The 17,706-nt window shown below is 43.7% G+C and carries 9 protein-coding genes; 8 read left to right on the top strand and 1 reads right to left on the bottom strand.

The genetic code is table 11. From position 1 onward, the window contains the following. The first annotated feature begins 82 nt into the window (after positions 1–82). The 8 genes from ACLB09_RS15030 (at position 83) to ACLB09_RS15065 (ending at position 16,669) form a co-directional block, all read left to right on the top strand. Positions 83–4,030 carry an S-layer homology domain-containing protein gene (locus tag ACLB09_RS15030; protein WP_410770640.1) on the top strand — a complete coding sequence of 1,316 codons (3,948 nt, stop codon included), beginning with the start codon at positions 83–85 and terminating at the stop codon, positions 4,028–4,030. A gap of 142 nt (positions 4,031–4,172) precedes the next feature. Next, positions 4,173–4,514, top strand: a complete 342-nt coding sequence (locus tag ACLB09_RS15035; protein ID WP_410770641.1) for a hypothetical protein — start codon at positions 4,173–4,175, stop codon at positions 4,512–4,514. A 509-nt stretch (positions 4,515–5,023) separates the two neighbouring features. Then, positions 5,024–8,065, top strand: coding sequence for an Ig-like domain-containing domain (locus ACLB09_RS15040; protein WP_410770642.1), 3,042 nt, complete (start codon positions 5,024–5,026; stop codon positions 8,063–8,065). A 143-nt stretch (positions 8,066–8,208) separates the two neighbouring features. After that, positions 8,209–10,758 (top strand): hypothetical protein, encoded by a 2,550-nt coding sequence (locus tag ACLB09_RS15045; RefSeq protein ID WP_410770643.1) that lies wholly within the window; start codon positions 8,209–8,211, stop codon positions 10,756–10,758. Positions 10,759–10,862: 104 nt separating this feature from the next. Beyond that, on the top strand, positions 10,863–11,393 hold the full coding sequence (locus ACLB09_RS15050) for a hypothetical protein (protein ID WP_410770644.1): 531 nt from the start codon (positions 10,863–10,865) through the stop codon (positions 11,391–11,393). 115 nt (positions 11,394–11,508) lie between these two features. Next, positions 11,509–11,781, top strand: coding sequence for a small, acid-soluble spore protein, alpha/beta type (locus tag ACLB09_RS15055; RefSeq protein ID WP_410770645.1), 273 nt, complete (start codon positions 11,509–11,511; stop codon positions 11,779–11,781). Between the two features lie 218 nt (positions 11,782–11,999). Beyond that, entirely contained in the window at positions 12,000–13,202 is a 1,203-nt protein-coding gene (gene metK / locus ACLB09_RS15060; protein WP_410770646.1) for a methionine adenosyltransferase, read from the top strand. A 284-nt stretch (positions 13,203–13,486) separates the two neighbouring features. Beyond that, positions 13,487–16,669: a SwmB domain-containing protein gene (locus tag ACLB09_RS15065; protein WP_410770786.1), complete on the top strand. Its 3,183-nt coding sequence runs from the start codon at positions 13,487–13,489 to the stop codon at positions 16,667–16,669. Between the two features lie 3 nt (positions 16,670–16,672). On the opposite strand, the gene ACLB09_RS15070 is transcribed toward ACLB09_RS15065, so the two are convergent. Further along, on the bottom strand, positions 16,673–17,434 hold the full coding sequence (locus tag ACLB09_RS15070) for a hypothetical protein (protein WP_410770647.1): 762 nt from the start codon (positions 17,432–17,434) through the stop codon (positions 16,673–16,675). Positions 17,435–17,706: the final 272 nt, after the last annotated feature.

Below are 17,706 nucleotides of genomic sequence, written 5' to 3' on the forward strand. Positions count from 1 at the left end.
TAACAACTCTATACGACTTTTTGGACGGTTTCCGACAAACTACTAGCGGGAATCACGACATATTAAAAAAGGAGAGATAAGCATGCAACGCTTCAAAAAGCCTTTCTTATGGTTCGTGCTGACAGCATTAATCGTTACGTTGTTTCCGCCGGGCATAGTTCAAAAGGCAAGCGCAGCAACGGCTGCCAACTATTTTATTCCGGATGACGCGACGTTGAGAAATACGTCTCTTTTGACGCTTACAGAGGGTGATGACCAAGTTAAACGGGATGCCCGGATGTATTTGACAACAAAGGCCACAGTGGATTTTACAGGTACTTATTCACATGTAACTGAGGAAACGCTAAAGGTAAAAGTTGAACGGTTGACTATGAATTCCAAGACGAAGAATTGGGAGACGGATAGTTCGCAGTTTAAAAACGGAAGTATTTCCAGAGATACTAGTTCTACGGATTATTCGCAAAAGTTCAAGGTAACTAACCTGTCCTTGTTCCCTGGATTCAACAAAATTACGTTATCAGGGTCCCAAAACGGGATCACCCGCGAGGATACCTTCTATATTCTTTTTGACCAGGTGCCTTATGTGCAAGATTTGAAATTGCTGGGTTCCAGCTACGGTACAATTTATTTGAACGAAGGCGCCGAAGTGGTTTCGGATAAAGATAATGTATCGATTTCCGGTGAAGTAAAGAACGCCACGGAAGTAACCGTTAGCGTGAATGGCGGCACGGGTCTCGTAACTACACTTACGCAAACAGGTAAGTTCTTCTCCCCAGCGCTTAATTTGAGCCCGGGTTCGAATAAAATCGTAATTACAATTAAAAGTGGCGCCGATTCGGTAGCGATCGAACGGGCGGTTTATTACTTTGATAAAACGAAACCGTTCGATTCCATCATCTTGAATTATGATTCGAAAAATTATGATGTGAATAACAAAGTTGCCACAGTAACGGACAGTAAAACGCCACCGGTTACTTCCACGGGGACGATCAAGTTTTCGGTATTGCTGAACGATACAGGCAATTCGTTTGGCAGTAAAGGCGCCATAACCCTCACGGATATTAATGGCGGATCGGCTCCGGTGACTACCTTTACGGTAACCAAGGAATCCGAAGTGTTAGCTCCGGATGGTACAACGAGAGCTTATAGACTGGTTGACATCGAAGTTCCGATCACCTTCTCTAACGGCGATCAAAAGTTTAATTTGAGTCTTCAATATGACAATGTGTACTCGACATTCGCGAACATTAACTTTAAATATTTGCCTGGCGAAGCGACAATTACACAGTTGAAGTACATGAAAGATAATGCTACGCCTCCAACAGATATCAACACCTTGCCTAACCTGGACGGAACCGAGGCGGATAAAGATACATTTTATATTTTGGTCGCTGCGGATCAGAATTTTGCATCTGGCGACTTGAGCGCAGTTTACATGCCAAAAGGAAGCACAGGCCCGACATTGACCTATGTCAGTGGCTCTGGCAATCAGTATGTTTACGAGGTTAGCGGTTTCTCGAGCGGTAAACAGCAAGTAAAGTTCTCAATAAAAAATTCTGCAGCATCAAAAACAGCTACCATTTCTTACTCGACAAAAAACTATATTTATGTTGAAGGACTTTATGACGGTCAGGTTATTACTAAGGATTCCAGTGATTCGAATCAACTGAAAGTTAACATTTCAGGGGAATACCGTGATTTTGAAAACTTGTCCAGTCCTCAGTTTTTTGTGAATGGGATTTCTAATGATAAGCTGACGACTGCAATCACGTTCAATCCAAACCCTAAGTTTTCGTTTGAGCTTCCCATCGATATTGCTGGCCCGCTTTATTATGGTGAAAACCGGATAAAGTTCACTGGCGTATCGATGGACGGCAAAGGTAACTCCAGAACAGTTATTAAAGAGTTAAGATTGTATATTCAAGATACGAATGTTTCCAACATTACGGTATTCCGTCCGAAAATTTTTGACCCTTCCGTAACGTTTAGCGGTTTGAGTCTGGCGGATACTACCGGTGCAAATACCGATTTGACGAATATTTTGGCCGGTTCTCCCGAATTCAAGCTTACCGGAGATAAATATGAGACGAGCGCTCAGAATTATGACCTTATTATTCAAGGCTCCGGAGCTAAAATCATCAATTTAATGCGCGGAACGGAAAGCGTGTTTTCTTCCCAGCAAGATGCTCCAACGAACGAAAACTTGGAGACTCTTTTGACCGATACAGCGATGACCGATACAAAAATCGTCACCGGCTCCATTAACCGTAGCGGACAACCAACATTGCAATACGACCTGGCCGTATTTAATGGTAAGTTCGTACTTCGGGTGAAAAATATTTCTTTGGATACCCTTGGTAGCCAGGTGTACAATCTTGAGCTGATCAACTCGACAGGCGCACGTACTTCGCAAAGACTTGAGATTACGCGAGTACTGGCACCTTACCGGATTTTGTCTCCGGTGGCGACTGTAGGCGAACAAATTATCGTGAACAAGAACTTTGTACGCTTCGATATTGAAGCAGAAGGCGCAACTCAAGTTCTTATCGGCAAAGAGGAAGCCATCAAGCGTACGGATTTGCCTGAAAACGCACCTGCACGTTTCATTTATGATTACGTTGGATTGAAACCGGATAAGGCTAATCAAGTTAAGATTCAAATCGTTCGCGGCGAAGAGACGTTAAATGAGACGATAGAAGTCTACTACGCAAGCGCGATTGCTGTTGACTCCCAGTACATGACGGAGAAGACAGCAACCAAATATGCTGCTTTTAACAAGGCGTTGGAACTCTCCTTCCCTAAAGGGACGGTTTTGAAAACGGCTAATGTACCTGAAGGTTCGGTAACGAAATTCTATCCGAATAATAAGCTGTTGTTCGGGATCGCCGATCCAAAGAACGGTATATTAGAACGCCGGAATGACTATGGAAATATTTTTAATATCGATAAGGATGAAAGAACGCCAAACGGTCTTGCAACGCTTACTTTGCCTGAAGACCTCGTTGAATTTTTCAACTCGACGGCGAAGACCAGCAACTTCACTCGAGTATCCAATGTATACTGGATTCATGGCGGTATCGGCGAGAGTGGAAGCGGGGATACGTACAAACCGGCAACAAATGGCCTGCCTCCATATTCGATTCTTCCGCAGTATTCGGATTCGCAAAATTTCAGGGACGTGATGATTAGAGAGCCTGAGAGAAAGCTGGTTCCTTCGCAACGTGGCACCTTGAAGCTTCAATATGACAAGAATGTGGTGGATGACGCTGGTACAACGGTAACCGTATTCCGGTTTAACGAGAATTCGGAATGGGAAAACCTTGGCGGCTCGGTAGATACCAAGAACAACACGATTTCCGTTCCATTCGACGACTTCGGATATTATATGGTAATGAAACAAAGCCGAGGCTTCAGTGACATCACAAACCACCCTTGGGGCCGAAACATTATGAACGCCTTGTACTCGAAAGGCATCATGTCGAATGTACAACCTAATGCTTTCGGAGCGGATGATTTAACTACCCGGGGCGAGTTCGCAACTCTGCTCGTTAAAGGTTTGAATATTCCATTGAACTACGACAACAAGGTTCAAACCTATTTTGACGTCGTACCTGGCGCAAAAACGGATACCTGGGAATTCAAATACATCGAGACGGCTTCAAGAGCCGGTATTATTACCGGAATCTCTGAAGGATACTTCGGGGTTGAAGAGCCGGTATCGAGGGAACAAGCTGCTATGATGGTGGCTCGTGCACTCAAGCTCAAGCTTCCAACTAACGATGACAAGCTGAACTCGGCACTGGCTAAGCAGTTCCTGGATTCGGGCAAAATTGACCGTTACGCACGTCCGGCTGTTCAAGCGGTCTACAAAGCAAAAATTATGGATGGACAAAGCGTAACTACGGCGGGAAGCAAAAAGGCTTCCATCAACTTCAATCCTAAGAACAGCATGACACGGGCCGAGGCCGGTAAAATCGCTGTGGAACTTCTTAAGAAAAGCACAAGTATTTTCCCTAAAAATCTAAGCTAAACAATTGAACTGCGAACCTGTCTATGGGAGAGATGCATAGGCAGGTTTCTTTTTTCCAGTTAGATCATTTTGTAATTTGCTGGAGATTAAGATACAATAGCAGTTGTAGTAGACATTTTTGCAAAAGGGTGAAATTATACAGATGAAACCGATTATGGCCAAACCGCAGTTGGGTTACTCGAAAGCAAAGAGAAAGTTTGAGGATAGATCCAGAGTATTGGAGAAGAAAATTGAAGAGACTTCTAAGCTGCAGGAAGTCACTCAGGAAGTTATGGAGGGCCTGGTTATCGAGACGGGTTTCCACGATGCGTTCAATGATTTGCGTACTGCCGAGAATGAACTGATTGAGTGGTCTCATATGACGATGAAGCACGAAAAATCTTATAAGGATAATAAGCAAGCTATTGACGATATGTACGCTAAGCTGAACACGGACCCGCAGATGCGTAACCGGATTATCCAACTGGCGATGAGAGTCAGATAAAAAGGAAGCCCTTTCCTCATATCAATTTAAATAGACGTCCAATTTGGACGTCTTATTTTCGTTTGACTTACATAAATTATGGGTATTGATAATGGAAAAAGTTGCTTAGTGACTGTAAATTTTAAGGATGTTATACTAATTTCCGTCAGGCGGCATTAGAGTAAAAATGTTGTAGATGTGGCTAACCTTAGCAAAGGTAACAATCTTGCAATTTTTTTTATAAAGTCCGCAACTTTTTTGAATCTCGTGCGTTTAAGATGTAGAGCATTGACAATGATGACCAAATTAGACATTCCAACATGTTCCTTGTGGGGAAACTTGTCTATCTATTAGAAAAATTAGCTTTACGGCACTAGGGACTCATTGTATAATGTTTAGGTAGGATTAGGAAACTAGTCTATTTCTACATTCTATTTCGTGTGGTATTGTTTACAAGTTTCTGCGGCTCCCGTCGCAGACCTAATTTATAGGAAACCTGCTCAGGCTCTGGAAAGGGGGTGCAATGGCTAATGAGTAACACGAGCTATTCATTTAAAGAAAACTCTCATGCGATAGTTAATCAAGGAGGAGAAAAAAAGGTTATGAAGAAAATTTTATCCGTAGCTTTGTCTACAGCAATGGCATTCTCGATGTTTGCTTCCGTAGCATTCGGTGCAGATGCTAAGTTGACAGACGAGCAACAATTCAACGCATTGAAAGAAGCTGGCATCGTTAACGGCTTCCCAGACGGTCAATCCCACCTGGAGAAAGCTCTGACACGTGCTGAACTTGCAAAAATTATCGTTAAATCCCTTGATCTTGATCCAGTGGACGCTACTTCTTACAAAGATAAGAACTATGCTAACCACTGGGGACGCACTTTCATTGAAGCTGCTACACAAGCTGGCATCCTCAATGGTAAAGATGCTACCAAGAAATTGTTCGATCCTAACGGTAACGTAACTGTACAAGAACTTGCTAAAGTTCTGGTAGTTGCTTTGAAACTTGAAGTTCCAACTGACGCTAACAACACTGCTAGCGCATGGGCTAAAGGTTACGTAGCAGCAGCTGTAAAAGCTGGTTACATCCCTGAAGGCGTGAACTACCAAGCTAACGCTACTCGCTCCCAAGCAGTAGTTGCAGCATATGCAATCTATGAAGCAGCTCAAGTTCCTACAGTAGCTTCTTATGTAGTTGCTAAAGACGGTAAATCCGTTGAGTTCACTCTGTCGAACAAAGAAGTTGTGAAAGTGGACGTAACTTTGGAAGCTAACAAAGCAACTGACGTTAAATTCACTCACAACAACCACGAGTACACTCACAGTGTAACATGGGTAGTAACTGAAGCTACTAAAGTTCAAGGCGTAGCTGCAGACAACCTGAAAGAAGTAGTAGTTACTTTCGACGGTGAAGTTGATAAAGCAACTGCACAACTGAAAGACAACTACAAATTGAGCGGAAGCAGAACTGTTAAGAAAGCTGTTTTGAACGATGCGAAAAATGCAGTAGTTCTGACGCTTGAAGACGGTCAATACTTCCAAAACCAACACAAATACAGTCTGAGCGTTTCTGGCGTTAAAGCTGGCAGCAAAACAATCACTGTTAACAACTTCGAGTTCTCTCCAGTTGATAACAAATTGCCTGAGGTTGTTAGCGTAACTGGTTTGGGTACTAAAGCAGTTAAGGTTGTATTTAGCGAGCCAATCAAAGAATCTTACACTGGCAGCTTCCTGTTGGACGGCCAAGGATTCTATGGCGTAACTAAATTTGATGGCCGCGAATTGGTTATCAAAGCTAACTCCGATCTTACTGTAGGCGAACATACTCTGACTGTATCGGACGTTCAAGACTTCAATAACTTCAAGTCTTTGAAATCCGAGCACAAATTCACTGTAGTTGAAGATACTACGGCTCCAACAATTGCCGAAGCGACAGCTACTTTGGAAAAATTGACTTTAACATTCAGCGAAGACGTTGATTCGGAAACAGTTGATAAAGATAAAGTTTACCACAAACGTGGAGATTCCAAGATCAAAGCAGATCGTGTAGTTAAATTGGCTGGTAACAAATACGAGTTCTATTTCACTACAACAACTGCATTGCCTTCTTACGAGACTACAATCTTTGTTGAAGGTGTAAAAGACTACTCCGGTAACGAAATTAAGGAAACTTCCAAACTTGTTAAAGCTGAAATCGATACTGAACGTCCATCGGTAGTTGATGCTAAAGTTGACGCAACTAACAAGAGTCGTTTGGTAGTTACATTCAGCAAAGCTATCCTGAGCGGTCAAAAATGGAACGAATTGATCACTGTTAAGGACAAGGACGGAAAAGTTATTCAGTTCTCGGGCGCTTCTCTGAAAAGTGGAGACCCTAACATTCTGTATGTTGACTTCTTCAGCAACTTGCCAGAAGGAACTAACACCCTTGATATCAGAGGCGTGAAAGATGCTACTGTTCTTGGCAATGTAATGCTTGATTACTCGACAACATTCAATGTTGGAGACAAAACTGCTCCTAAATTCAACGGTGCATCTTTCAACATTAGTTCCGAAACTCGTCGTGTCGTTCTTTACTTCGACGAGAAAATGGATGCTGCTTCTTTGACAAATCCTGCGAACTATGTTCTGCACTTCGGTTCGAACTTTGCTACAGATCGCATTGGTTTGCCGTCTGACACTCGTCTGACTGTAATCAATACCGGTGATGCAGTGTTGATCGAACTTCCAGTTGAAATTGACGGAGTGGAAGTAACTAAAGCTAAAGTGCTTGGTGTTACGGTTCAAGGCGTTAAAGACGCTGCTGGTAACTACCTGAATCCGTTCTCTAAAGAAGTAAAAGCTGCTGATTACACTAATCTTAAAGTAGCTAACTACAATGACAACGGCGACCTCGCAGAACTTACTGGCAAGAATGAAATTAAAGTTAAACTGCAACAAAACGTTGTAAGCTTCAACAACTGGAAAACAGCTGTTGCTGTTGCTGGTAACACTGTTGACGACGTAACTGTTGACAAGAATGTTGTTACTATTAAAGTTCGCGATGCTATCTACACTCCAGCGACTGTAACATTTACTGGCGCAGAGTTCAAAGATGTATCCCAAGCTAACATCGACCTGGTTGATGCTGCTGGAGCTGCTACCGTAGTAATCAACGCTGCTGATGTTAACGATAAAGTTGCACCTGAAGTGAAATTGGCGACTAACCAAAATCGCCTGATTGCAACTGTTACAGGTGCAACTTATACAGTAGATCTTGTATTCCAAGAAGATTTGCTTGACACAGTTTCGCTTGATCTGATTGCTCAAGACTTGGTAGTAACTGACTTGTCCAAGAAGGGTGACGATGCAGTTCTTCCTTACAAAGCACGGACTACGCAAACTGATGACTTCTTTGAAGTTGTGAGCATCTCTGGAGATACTATCCAAATTCGCATCACAGACAAAGATGGATCTGCAGATCGTTATACTGTAGGTGTTCGTAGCGGCGCTAAATACATCCAAGATCTTAACTACAACGCAGCTAAAGAACAATCCGGAATTAGAACTGATGCATCTTCTATCATTCGCTAATTGAAATATTGATTAGCAAAAGCCTTGAGGGTAAAACCTCAGGGCTTTTTATTGTATAAAGGAAGAATTTCGAAACTTTTACCCCTTACCACTCGTTTATATAGATAAGGTTTCCAGTCAAGGAATGCGGAGGAGGAAAGGGTTTGAATAATACAAACAAAGTAGCGGTACTGCTTACCGGCGCCATGATATTAAGCCAGATGGGGTATCTCGGGTACGGTGAGGCAAATGCTGCTGCTTCGAAGACTACAACAACTAAGTCAACTACTAAAGCTGCTGCCAGTAAGACAACTTCTAACTTAAGCACACTGGACAAACTTAGTCCGGTTAAACTGAGCACCAACAGCAATGTTAAATTAACGGATGTTAATATCCTTACCCAAGATGATGGGAATATACTTACGTATACCCTTAACATCTACAATGGGGATAAGAAGGATATCCAACTGATTGATTATTGGTCTAAAGTAAAGACCAAGGGAGGAGCCTCCATCTCTACACAGTTGATTACAAAGGATAAGGCCAAGAAAAAAATATCCCCACAATCGCAACTAACCCTTACGTATTATGCAAAGATCGGTAATATTACATCTGTTAACGAACTGATGTTTGAGTTTATTAAGTGGGATTTTAGTAAGTCCGGTTATGAAAATGTATTAGGAACATTTAAAGTACCGGCTACTTTTACGGCTCTGACCAGTTTGGGTCAAACGAAAAAGCTGAGAATCAACGATATCCCCATTCAAACCAAGCTGGAAAGTCATCAGCAGTATAAAACAAAAGACAAAATATTTACGATGGTCACTTTGAGTATGCAAAATTTGGGGTTTAAAGCTTTAGTGGATCCTAAATATACTTATAATGTCGTTACTTCGGATGGAGCAAGTTATCCGTTAACGATCGATCAGACAAATACGAATTTAAAAATCCAGCCTCAGGAAAAGAAAAATATTCAATTGATCGCAGAGCTTCCTGCAGCTGCAAAGACAGACAAGCTAAAACTCCAAATTATTTCTGTAGATGAAGAATTAAAAGCTAATTTGCCTGTCGCTACATATTCCATTCCTTCCGGGCAATCAACCAGTCTTTTAATCGAAGGCTCTACGTTTAAAACTTTTGAAGTAAACAATATCGGGGTAGAAACTCAAATTAAAAACGCCAACGTGAGCGCGGATGAAGAAGAGGCTAACTGGTCTGTTATGCTATCCTTCAGAAACACAGGTAACAAGGCGGTTACGCTTCCGAAATATGAAGCCACCTTATCTTCGGCAGAGGGCTATATGTTCCCGATATCTACGAAATCATTTGATAATTTGACATTGAAGCCCTTGGAAGAAAAAACCATAAGCTTGAGCGCAACGATCCCGGCTTATCTGAAGCAGGATCAAACCGTACTGCAATTAAGTCAGACCACCGCGGCGGCTGAAGGTAGTTCTGAGCAAACTAAAGTGGCTTTCCCTGTGGCATTTTATTCTCTACCGTACAAACAACAAGCTGAAGCTACCGAGAATGTTAAATATTATGTGGAAAACCAATATGGGAAGTTTAATCTGAGCCTAGGATCCATTCAAATGTTGCCTTGGTCTGATGGGGATCTAGTATCGGCCAAATTCACTATTGAAAACACAAGAGGAACGACGGTGAAGCTTCCGGAAATGGGTGGGGCGCTAAAACTGGACCAGGCCACATTAAGCGGCGATACTCAAGTAGTTACTACTGCTAACTCCATGATTTTAGGGCCTTATGGTAAAGCGGATGTCTATCTCTTAGCCAAAGTACCGTACGGGCTTGATTTCCGCCAGGCAAGAATTACCTTGCAAGAAAAAGTTGGCGAAGACCTGACCGATTTCTTCACATTAAACACCAGCAAATCTCAAACATCGATTCCGACGGTTAATAAAGGTACTGAATATCATATTGAAACAGCAGGTAAAAATGCAGAAGTCAAAGAACGGCGGACCATGTTCTATACGGGGATTTCTTCGAACATTATGTATACAGAGCTTGAAGTGAAGAGCGAAGAAACTCGTCAAGCGGACCTTTCCAAGATAGAAGCATACTATAAAACAAAAGATGGACAGTTCTTCCAGGCCAAAACTAGCCAACCGGAAGGATCCACCAGTCCAAATGGCAAAAATTTAGTCACCTTATGGGCTAAGCTTCCTCGTAATTTGGATACTTCGGATATGGTTCTATATGTTGGCGAAGGAATTAAAGATGGAAAATTCACGGCTCCTAAAGACGCATCCACGGGTTATGTTAATGCTGTAGCGCTTGAAATCAATCAGCAGAAACAAGAACCTAAGCGGAGCAGTCTTAGCGGCATAGATTTGTTCCCGTATAATCTCTCGATCCCTAACGTGTCGGGCACTTTATCCGGTGGTTCCGTAAACGTGAAATTCGACTATTACTTGTCACGCAATGGCGAATATGAAATTGGAGCTTTTGATCATAAGCTGGTTGTAGAATTAAGAGATTCCGGAGGCAAGTATTTCGAACAAGAGCTTACTCTGGAACAGGATCTAAAAATAGGCGATAACCAGACTTACTCGATCAATTTTAGCAACTCGCTTTTCGAGGATATGAAGGGCGGTTCCTTCGAGATTAGTCTCTACGACAAATTCCAAGGAGAAAAAGTGAAGCTTGCAAGTCAGGCTTATTACTACACGGCTTCCGCACCGGCATTCGAATAATAAATTTTGCAAAAGTCCCTCCATCGGAGGGATTTTTGCTTGTTCCAATCTATTAAAACAACTATCATGATAGTAATAGAATTCATTGAGGAGGAACAAACAACTTGAAGACAGCATGGAAGGCTACGGCAGCAGCAGTACTAGTTGGTGGAGGAATTTGGGCCGGTTCGATTATGAATTTGACCGCAGAAGGGGCTGGAGTTACAAATCAGCCGGGTACCGCTGATGATCCTGTCGTGACAAAGAGCTATGTGGATCAAGCGATCCAACAGGCTATTAAAGGCGGTGGTACCACGACAACTCCTACAACACCAACGAACCCATCAACGCCATCTACGAGTGAAGGAAGCGGAAGCTCATCCGATGCAGTATCTATTGTTGATGTAAAACCAGGGCAGATTCTTATCGCTTCCGCAGGTGCTGAATTTGTTGTGCGTTCCGGAAAAGCAATTATCTACAGCCAAGATTCGAATGGTGTGGCCGATTTAACGGACGGGAAGGACATTACGAATGGCGGAGCAGTTGCCAACAATCATCTGCTTTCTTTTCCTAGAGACGGAAGAGGAATTCAAGTTCAAGAAGGCAACAAGTACAACTTGACCGTTATGGTAAGAGGCGGATATAAAATCCAGTAAAAGTCGATATTCAAAGGACATGATTTGCCAAAAGTAACAAACATTAAAAGGGCTAGCCCTGCATGTCATGCACATACTACTTTCGAGTTATAAAATTACTGGAGGTGTATGGACCATGGCAAGAAGCAATCGTAAAATCATTCCGGAAAGTCGTCAAGTACTCAATCAATGGAAATATGAAATTGCTGCCGAATTCGGACTGCCTGTTAGCGGAGCGGGAAGCCTGTCTGGGGCAGATACCGAATTTGCCGGTGAGCTCGGATCTTTTGGCGGTGGAGCCAGTACAGGTGGAAGCTGGGGGCATTTAACATCGCGTGAAAATGGCTCGGTTGGGGGAGAAATTACAAAACGTCTTGTTGCGCATGCAGAACGGGATTTTATTTTATAAAATTAAGAGGACTTGTACCTAAAATTTTTGACATGACTTGGCAAATGCGTTAATATGACTTTTGAGGATTGTCAATTCAACCTTTTCCGCTAAGGGAAAGGTTCATTTTTTGATTAAGGTCTATTTGGGATTAGATTAATTCTCATCGTTCCACGTCATTATATTTAGTATTGGATACTTAGGCATTTGCCATACTATCCTTAGGGGAGGTTGATTTCATGTCCATACAAGGACGCCACTTATTTACTTCCGAGTCCGTAACTGAAGGACACCCGGATAAAATTTGCGACCAAATCTCCGATGCGGTTCTTGACGCATTTTTGGCGAACGATCCATACGCTCGCGTAGCTTGTGAAGTATCCGTGGCTACCGGGCTTGTTCTCGTTATCGGTGAGATCAGTACAAAATCGGAGTATGTAGATATTCCTGCAATCGTTCGGAAAACGGTGAAGGAGATCGGTTATACTCGTGCGAAATATGGTTTTGATTCCAACACATGCGCTGTGTTGACTTCATTGAATGAACAATCCGCGGATATTGCCCAAGGCGTGAACGCTGCTTTGGAACATCGTGACCCGGCACAAATGGACAAAGAAACGGAAAATATCGGTGCAGGCGACCAAGGATTAATGTTCGGGTTTGCAACTAACGAAACTCCTGAGTTGATGCCGCTTCCGATTGCCCTTTCCCATCGTATTGCACGTCGCCTTTCTGAAGTGCGTAAGGACGGCACGCTGGAGTATCTTCGTCCGGATGGAAAAACGCAAGTAACGATTGAGTATGTGGACGGCAAGCCTAAACGCGTTGATACGATTGTGGTATCTACGCAGCATGCCGAAGAAGTAAGCTTGGTGCAAATCCAGAAGGATATTAAAGAACAAGTAATTCTTCCTGTCGTACCGGCAGAATTGTTGGATGAGGAGACAAAATATTTCATTAATCCTACAGGTCGTTTTGTAATCGGAGGACCGCAAGGAGATGCCGGCCTTACCGGACGTAAAATCATAGTCGATACTTACGGCGGTTATGCTCGTCATGGCGGTGGGGCGTTTTCCGGCAAGGATCCGACCAAAGTCGACCGTTCTGCAGCGTACGCAGCCCGTTATGTGGCGAAGAACCTTGTGGCCGCAGGATTGGCTGACAAAGCGGAAATTCAACTTGCCTATGCGATTGGCGTGGCAAACCCTGTATCCATAAATGTAGATACCTATGGTACAGGAAAAGTATCTGAGGAGAAGCTGGTGGAACTGGTCCGCGAAAACTTCGACCTTCGTCCGGCAGGTATAATCCGGATGCTGGATCTGCGCCGTCCAATTTACCGTCAGACGGCCGCATATGGTCATTTCGGACGCACGGACATCGATCTTCCTTGGGAGCGTGTAGACAAGGCTGAGGCTCTTAAAGCGCAAGCCGGTCTGTAATCATTCAAGATGAAGAACAGGGTACCTCGAGAGGAGGTATCCTTTTTTATTTATACCATAAACCATTTCTCCTAAACTTCGCTTAAGGTTTTGCCGTTAATAGATATAGGTGTGGGTTTAATGTCCAGTTGGGCTGAAATACATAAGGCTTCTGATCGAAAGGGGATTTTAGGATGAAACGAAACATATCGGCAATGATTCTAATTTTTATGGTGGTGAGCCTATTTAACATAGGAGGAGTGTCGGCTGCCGATGATTCCGTAATCGTGGTTCCTCCAACGAAAATGGTCAGTTCCAGTCCTGGTAATGGGGACACGAATGTGCCAATCAGTACGAAGATTAATCTAAAATTTAATCAAAAGGTTATCTCAAATGGATATGTGTTTATTACTGGAAATGCTAAATCTGTTAAAATTAATCCATCCGTTACTACAGCTACATATGATGTACAGCTTACCCCGTCAGCACAACTCGAATACAACACGCTATACACGATTGAAATTCCCAAAGGAGTCTTCATTGGTGAAGATGGAACGATTAATTCAGCCGAATACTGGTCATTCAGAACCGCACCGGCCAGTAATGTTCCAATTACTGCTACCTCATTTAGTCCTACAAGTGGGAGTACAAATGTTAGCGTTAATATTCAGCCTACCATCCGGTTCAATCGAAACGTTAAGCTGAATAGCCCTTTAGGCGGCTTTACATTACGAAAGTCAGGAAATGCTTCTTCAGTACCCGTCACCGTAAACGCAACCGGTAATAGTACCGTAACGATCATACCTAAAAACAGCCTTGATCCGGGAGCAACCTACTATATTGAGGCCGATCGATACGGGTTAGTGGATGCTGATAATAGTTCTAATTATTTTGAGGGTTTTTCGGGAAGCAGCCGTTGGAATTTTACAACTGCCCAGGCAAATGATAAAACAGCCCCGGTACTTCAGAGCGCGACGATGCACAGCAATACCGTTATACGTTTGCTGTATAATGAGAATCTTAATATTGCCGCATTCGTACCAGACTCCAGTTTTGCGGTGACCGTAAATGGGGAAAGCCGAAGGGTTAGTTATATTTCCATTTCGGGGCAAAACGTATATGTGAACTTGGAAGTCGGAGTAGCCGTAGGACAAGACGTCAAAATTAGTTACACGGGCCAATCGATCAAAGATGAATATGGAAACGCAGCCGCCACATTCTCGAACAAGGTGGTTACTAATGGCATAGATTCGGTAAGTCCAAAACCAAAAGACGGTTACGCCAGCAGCAATACGGTAACTTTGTATTTCAGCGAAACCATAAAAAGTCCATCCAGTTACGCTTATCAACAATTTACAGTAACCGCAGATGGCACTACGAAAACCATTAGCAGTCTTTCTCATAGTGGATCTACTATTACGTTGTATCTGTCCAGTTCGATATCCAATGGCGAAGTGGTGAAAGTCTCTTATATCCCTGGTTCCTATCCGTTACAGGATTACAGAGGCATGCAGATTGCCGGATTTAGCGATTACTTTGTACGGAATACTTACGATACGGTAGCTCCGTTGTTTAAAGGAGCAGAGGGCTCGGGGAGAACCGTTGTCTTGAATTATAATGAACTCCTGCGAACTAGTCTGCTTCCGCTAAAAAGCCAGTTCTCTGTGCTTGTTAATAACTCTCCGGTCTATGTAGAAGCAGTAGAAATCGCAGACAATCGAGTACTCCTTACTTTAGCTTCTTCGTTTACCCAAACACAGAGCGTGACCGTGTCGTATGTTCCCGGAACCAGCGGGATCGCCGATATGAACGGAAACTTCGCAGGCTATATTAATTTGCAACCGGTGACTTATGCTTCGGTGGCTGAAGGGGTTCGTTCCGCATCCATTACGGGTGACACCCTAACGGTGACGTATAACAGTTCCTTGAGAAGCATGACTTATCTTCCGGTGAACCAGTTCAGCGTTTTTTATGACAAGATAAGCATTGGCATTCAATCCGCTACGGTCAACGGGAATACGGTGACCTTAAAGCTGTCGACACCGGTGACGGCCGGTCAGGTCGTAACGCTTTCGTACCTGACCGGGGCTTCTCCGTTGTATGATACGCTTGGTAACCAATTGAAGAGCTTTAACAATATGGCGGTGCTAAATACGGCGGGCAACCAGGCCGGTCAGACGATAACACCTAACGGGACCCAACCGGACTACCTGACGACGATGTCAAACGTTGATTTCGGAGTAGGCGGTTACTTGCTTAACATCAATACCGCTCAAGCATCAGATAGCCGGTCCCGATTCGGGCAAGGAATCAAGAAATATACGATCGATAACGTTAAACTCCAAACCGCGTTCAAATATTTGACAACAAGCAACGCTGCGACGAAACGCATAGTTTTTGAGGTTCCTTCGACCGAGAAGGCTGCGGAAGTTGTCGTTCCGTTCAATGCATTAATGGATATGTACAGCAGCGGCAAAACGGGCACCTTCGCCGTGAAATATAAAACGGTCATGTATGAACTCCCGATCGAAAAAATTCCATTCACGGAGATCTCAAGATCATTGAATGTCAGTGCTTTAACTTCGGCCTATGTGACAGTCCAACTGGAGCCGGTTACCAAGGTGCAAATGCCGACGCTTAATTACAATAACGGGGTAACGACAACGCCGTTGCTGGATCCGATCCAGGTGTATGTGTCCGCCTATAATGGCACCGCGGCACAAGCAGCGGTTGAAGTCGCCACTCCAGGTCAAATTTATTTTAAAGCGGCCAATACAACATCAAGCACCCAGACATCTTTGTTGCAATATGATTTGACCACCAGAACCGCATCGTACCTTCCTTCAGCCGTAAAAGGAAGCGGGAATATTCTCCTGTTCAGCGGAAAAGTTAACGGAAATGCGGCAACAGGGCCTGCAGCAGGATACAGTTACTATACGGATACATTAAAGCACTGGGCCGCCAAAGATATTTCGGAGCTCGCGAGCAAATTGATTATCGACTCCCGCTCCGGAGCGAAATTTGAGCCTGACAAAAATATCACCCGTGCCGAGTTTGCCGTATTTATTGCGAAAGGGCTGGGGTTGTCCGGAGATGAATCGAATGCTCGCCGGTTCTCCGACGTTTCTTCCGGAAGTTCCGTTTCGGCGTATATCGGAGCCGCGGCCAAGGCAGGAATTATTAACGGCAATACCGACGGATCATTTAAGCCTGGCAACTCTATCACGCGGGAACAAATGGCCCTTATGATGGTTCGCGCGATGGAGTATTCGGGCCATGATATTTACCTTGGCAATTCTTCAGCACAGGTACTGGCCAAATTCAAAGACGGTGCCAAGATCCAATCCAAGGAAACGGTTGCCAAGGCGGTTAAAGAGGGCATTATTCAAGGCGTCTCCGCTAACCAGTTCCAGCCGGCGGGCAATGCGACTCGCGCCCAGGCCGCTGTCATGTTGAAACGCGTACTCGACAAGATTAACAATAGCTAATAGTTAACCGTATATGCCTTCCGGTGCCGTTTCGGCCATCGGAAGGTTTCTTTTTTTATATATCGATTCCGCCTGCAATCTCTGCTCCGTTTCGTCTAGCGTTGCGTCCCCCTTGATCAATTCATAGAATGGGATGTCCTCATCGGATCCGGAGCGGACAGGTCGGAGCCAACCTGTAGAGCATAAGGATTGCATCATTTGAACAGCAGCTTGGCAGTCGATGTTAAAGTGGAGCGCAACCTGTTGGGGATGAATGGGATGAGGTGAGTTAAGGGCGAGCCGGACAACTTCCATTTCCGCAAATAGCGGTCTTTCTGTAAGGTTTTGCCCTGCCTGGTAACGGCTGATCAGCATCTGGAGTAAATATCTGCATAATTCTGGCCGATGCTCAACGTCATCGAATGCAAACTTAATGACCCGGAAGCCCAACGCCTGCAGGAATAGTTCCCGATTCAACTCTTCGGCAAAACTTCTTCGACCCGTCTCCCGCATATACGAACCGTATTCTTTGATTTCGATTAACCATTTCACGCGTCCCGGCAAATAGGCAAAATCTCTGAAAAAGGACTTTCCGCGCCAATCGCGGACCTCATATTCCGGGTGTAAATCCTTCAAATTTCCGAACAGCGGCCACCATACATTTTTGAGAAACTGGATTTCACGATGTCCATGTTCTCTGACAAGCTGCCCTTTCCATTCCGGGGAACGACGTTCCATATGGGATTTGAAAAAAGCCTCATGCGCAGATTCAAAACTTGCAGCCATTTTCGATCAACTCCTTTATTTACAATTTTTTGCACAAAAAAAGTCCCGACCCTCTGAATTCTCAGATTGTCAGGACGTTCTTCGTCACTTAACAGGATAATTATAGCAATAATGTATATAGTAGTCCAACTATAATTTGTAAATTAACTATAAATATAGTTCATCTCTTTCCCATTTTCCATGAAATTTGCTTTTTTTCGTAACTTTTCCGGCTAAATGTAGTCTATTAATTATGTACTAGATTCTTTGGGGGAGCATAACCCGGGATAAAA

This window comes from Fontibacillus forbon (assembly GCF_046559655.1).
In the GTDB taxonomy this organism is placed as follows: domain Bacteria; phylum Bacillota; class Bacilli; order Paenibacillales; family Paenibacillaceae; genus Fontibacillus.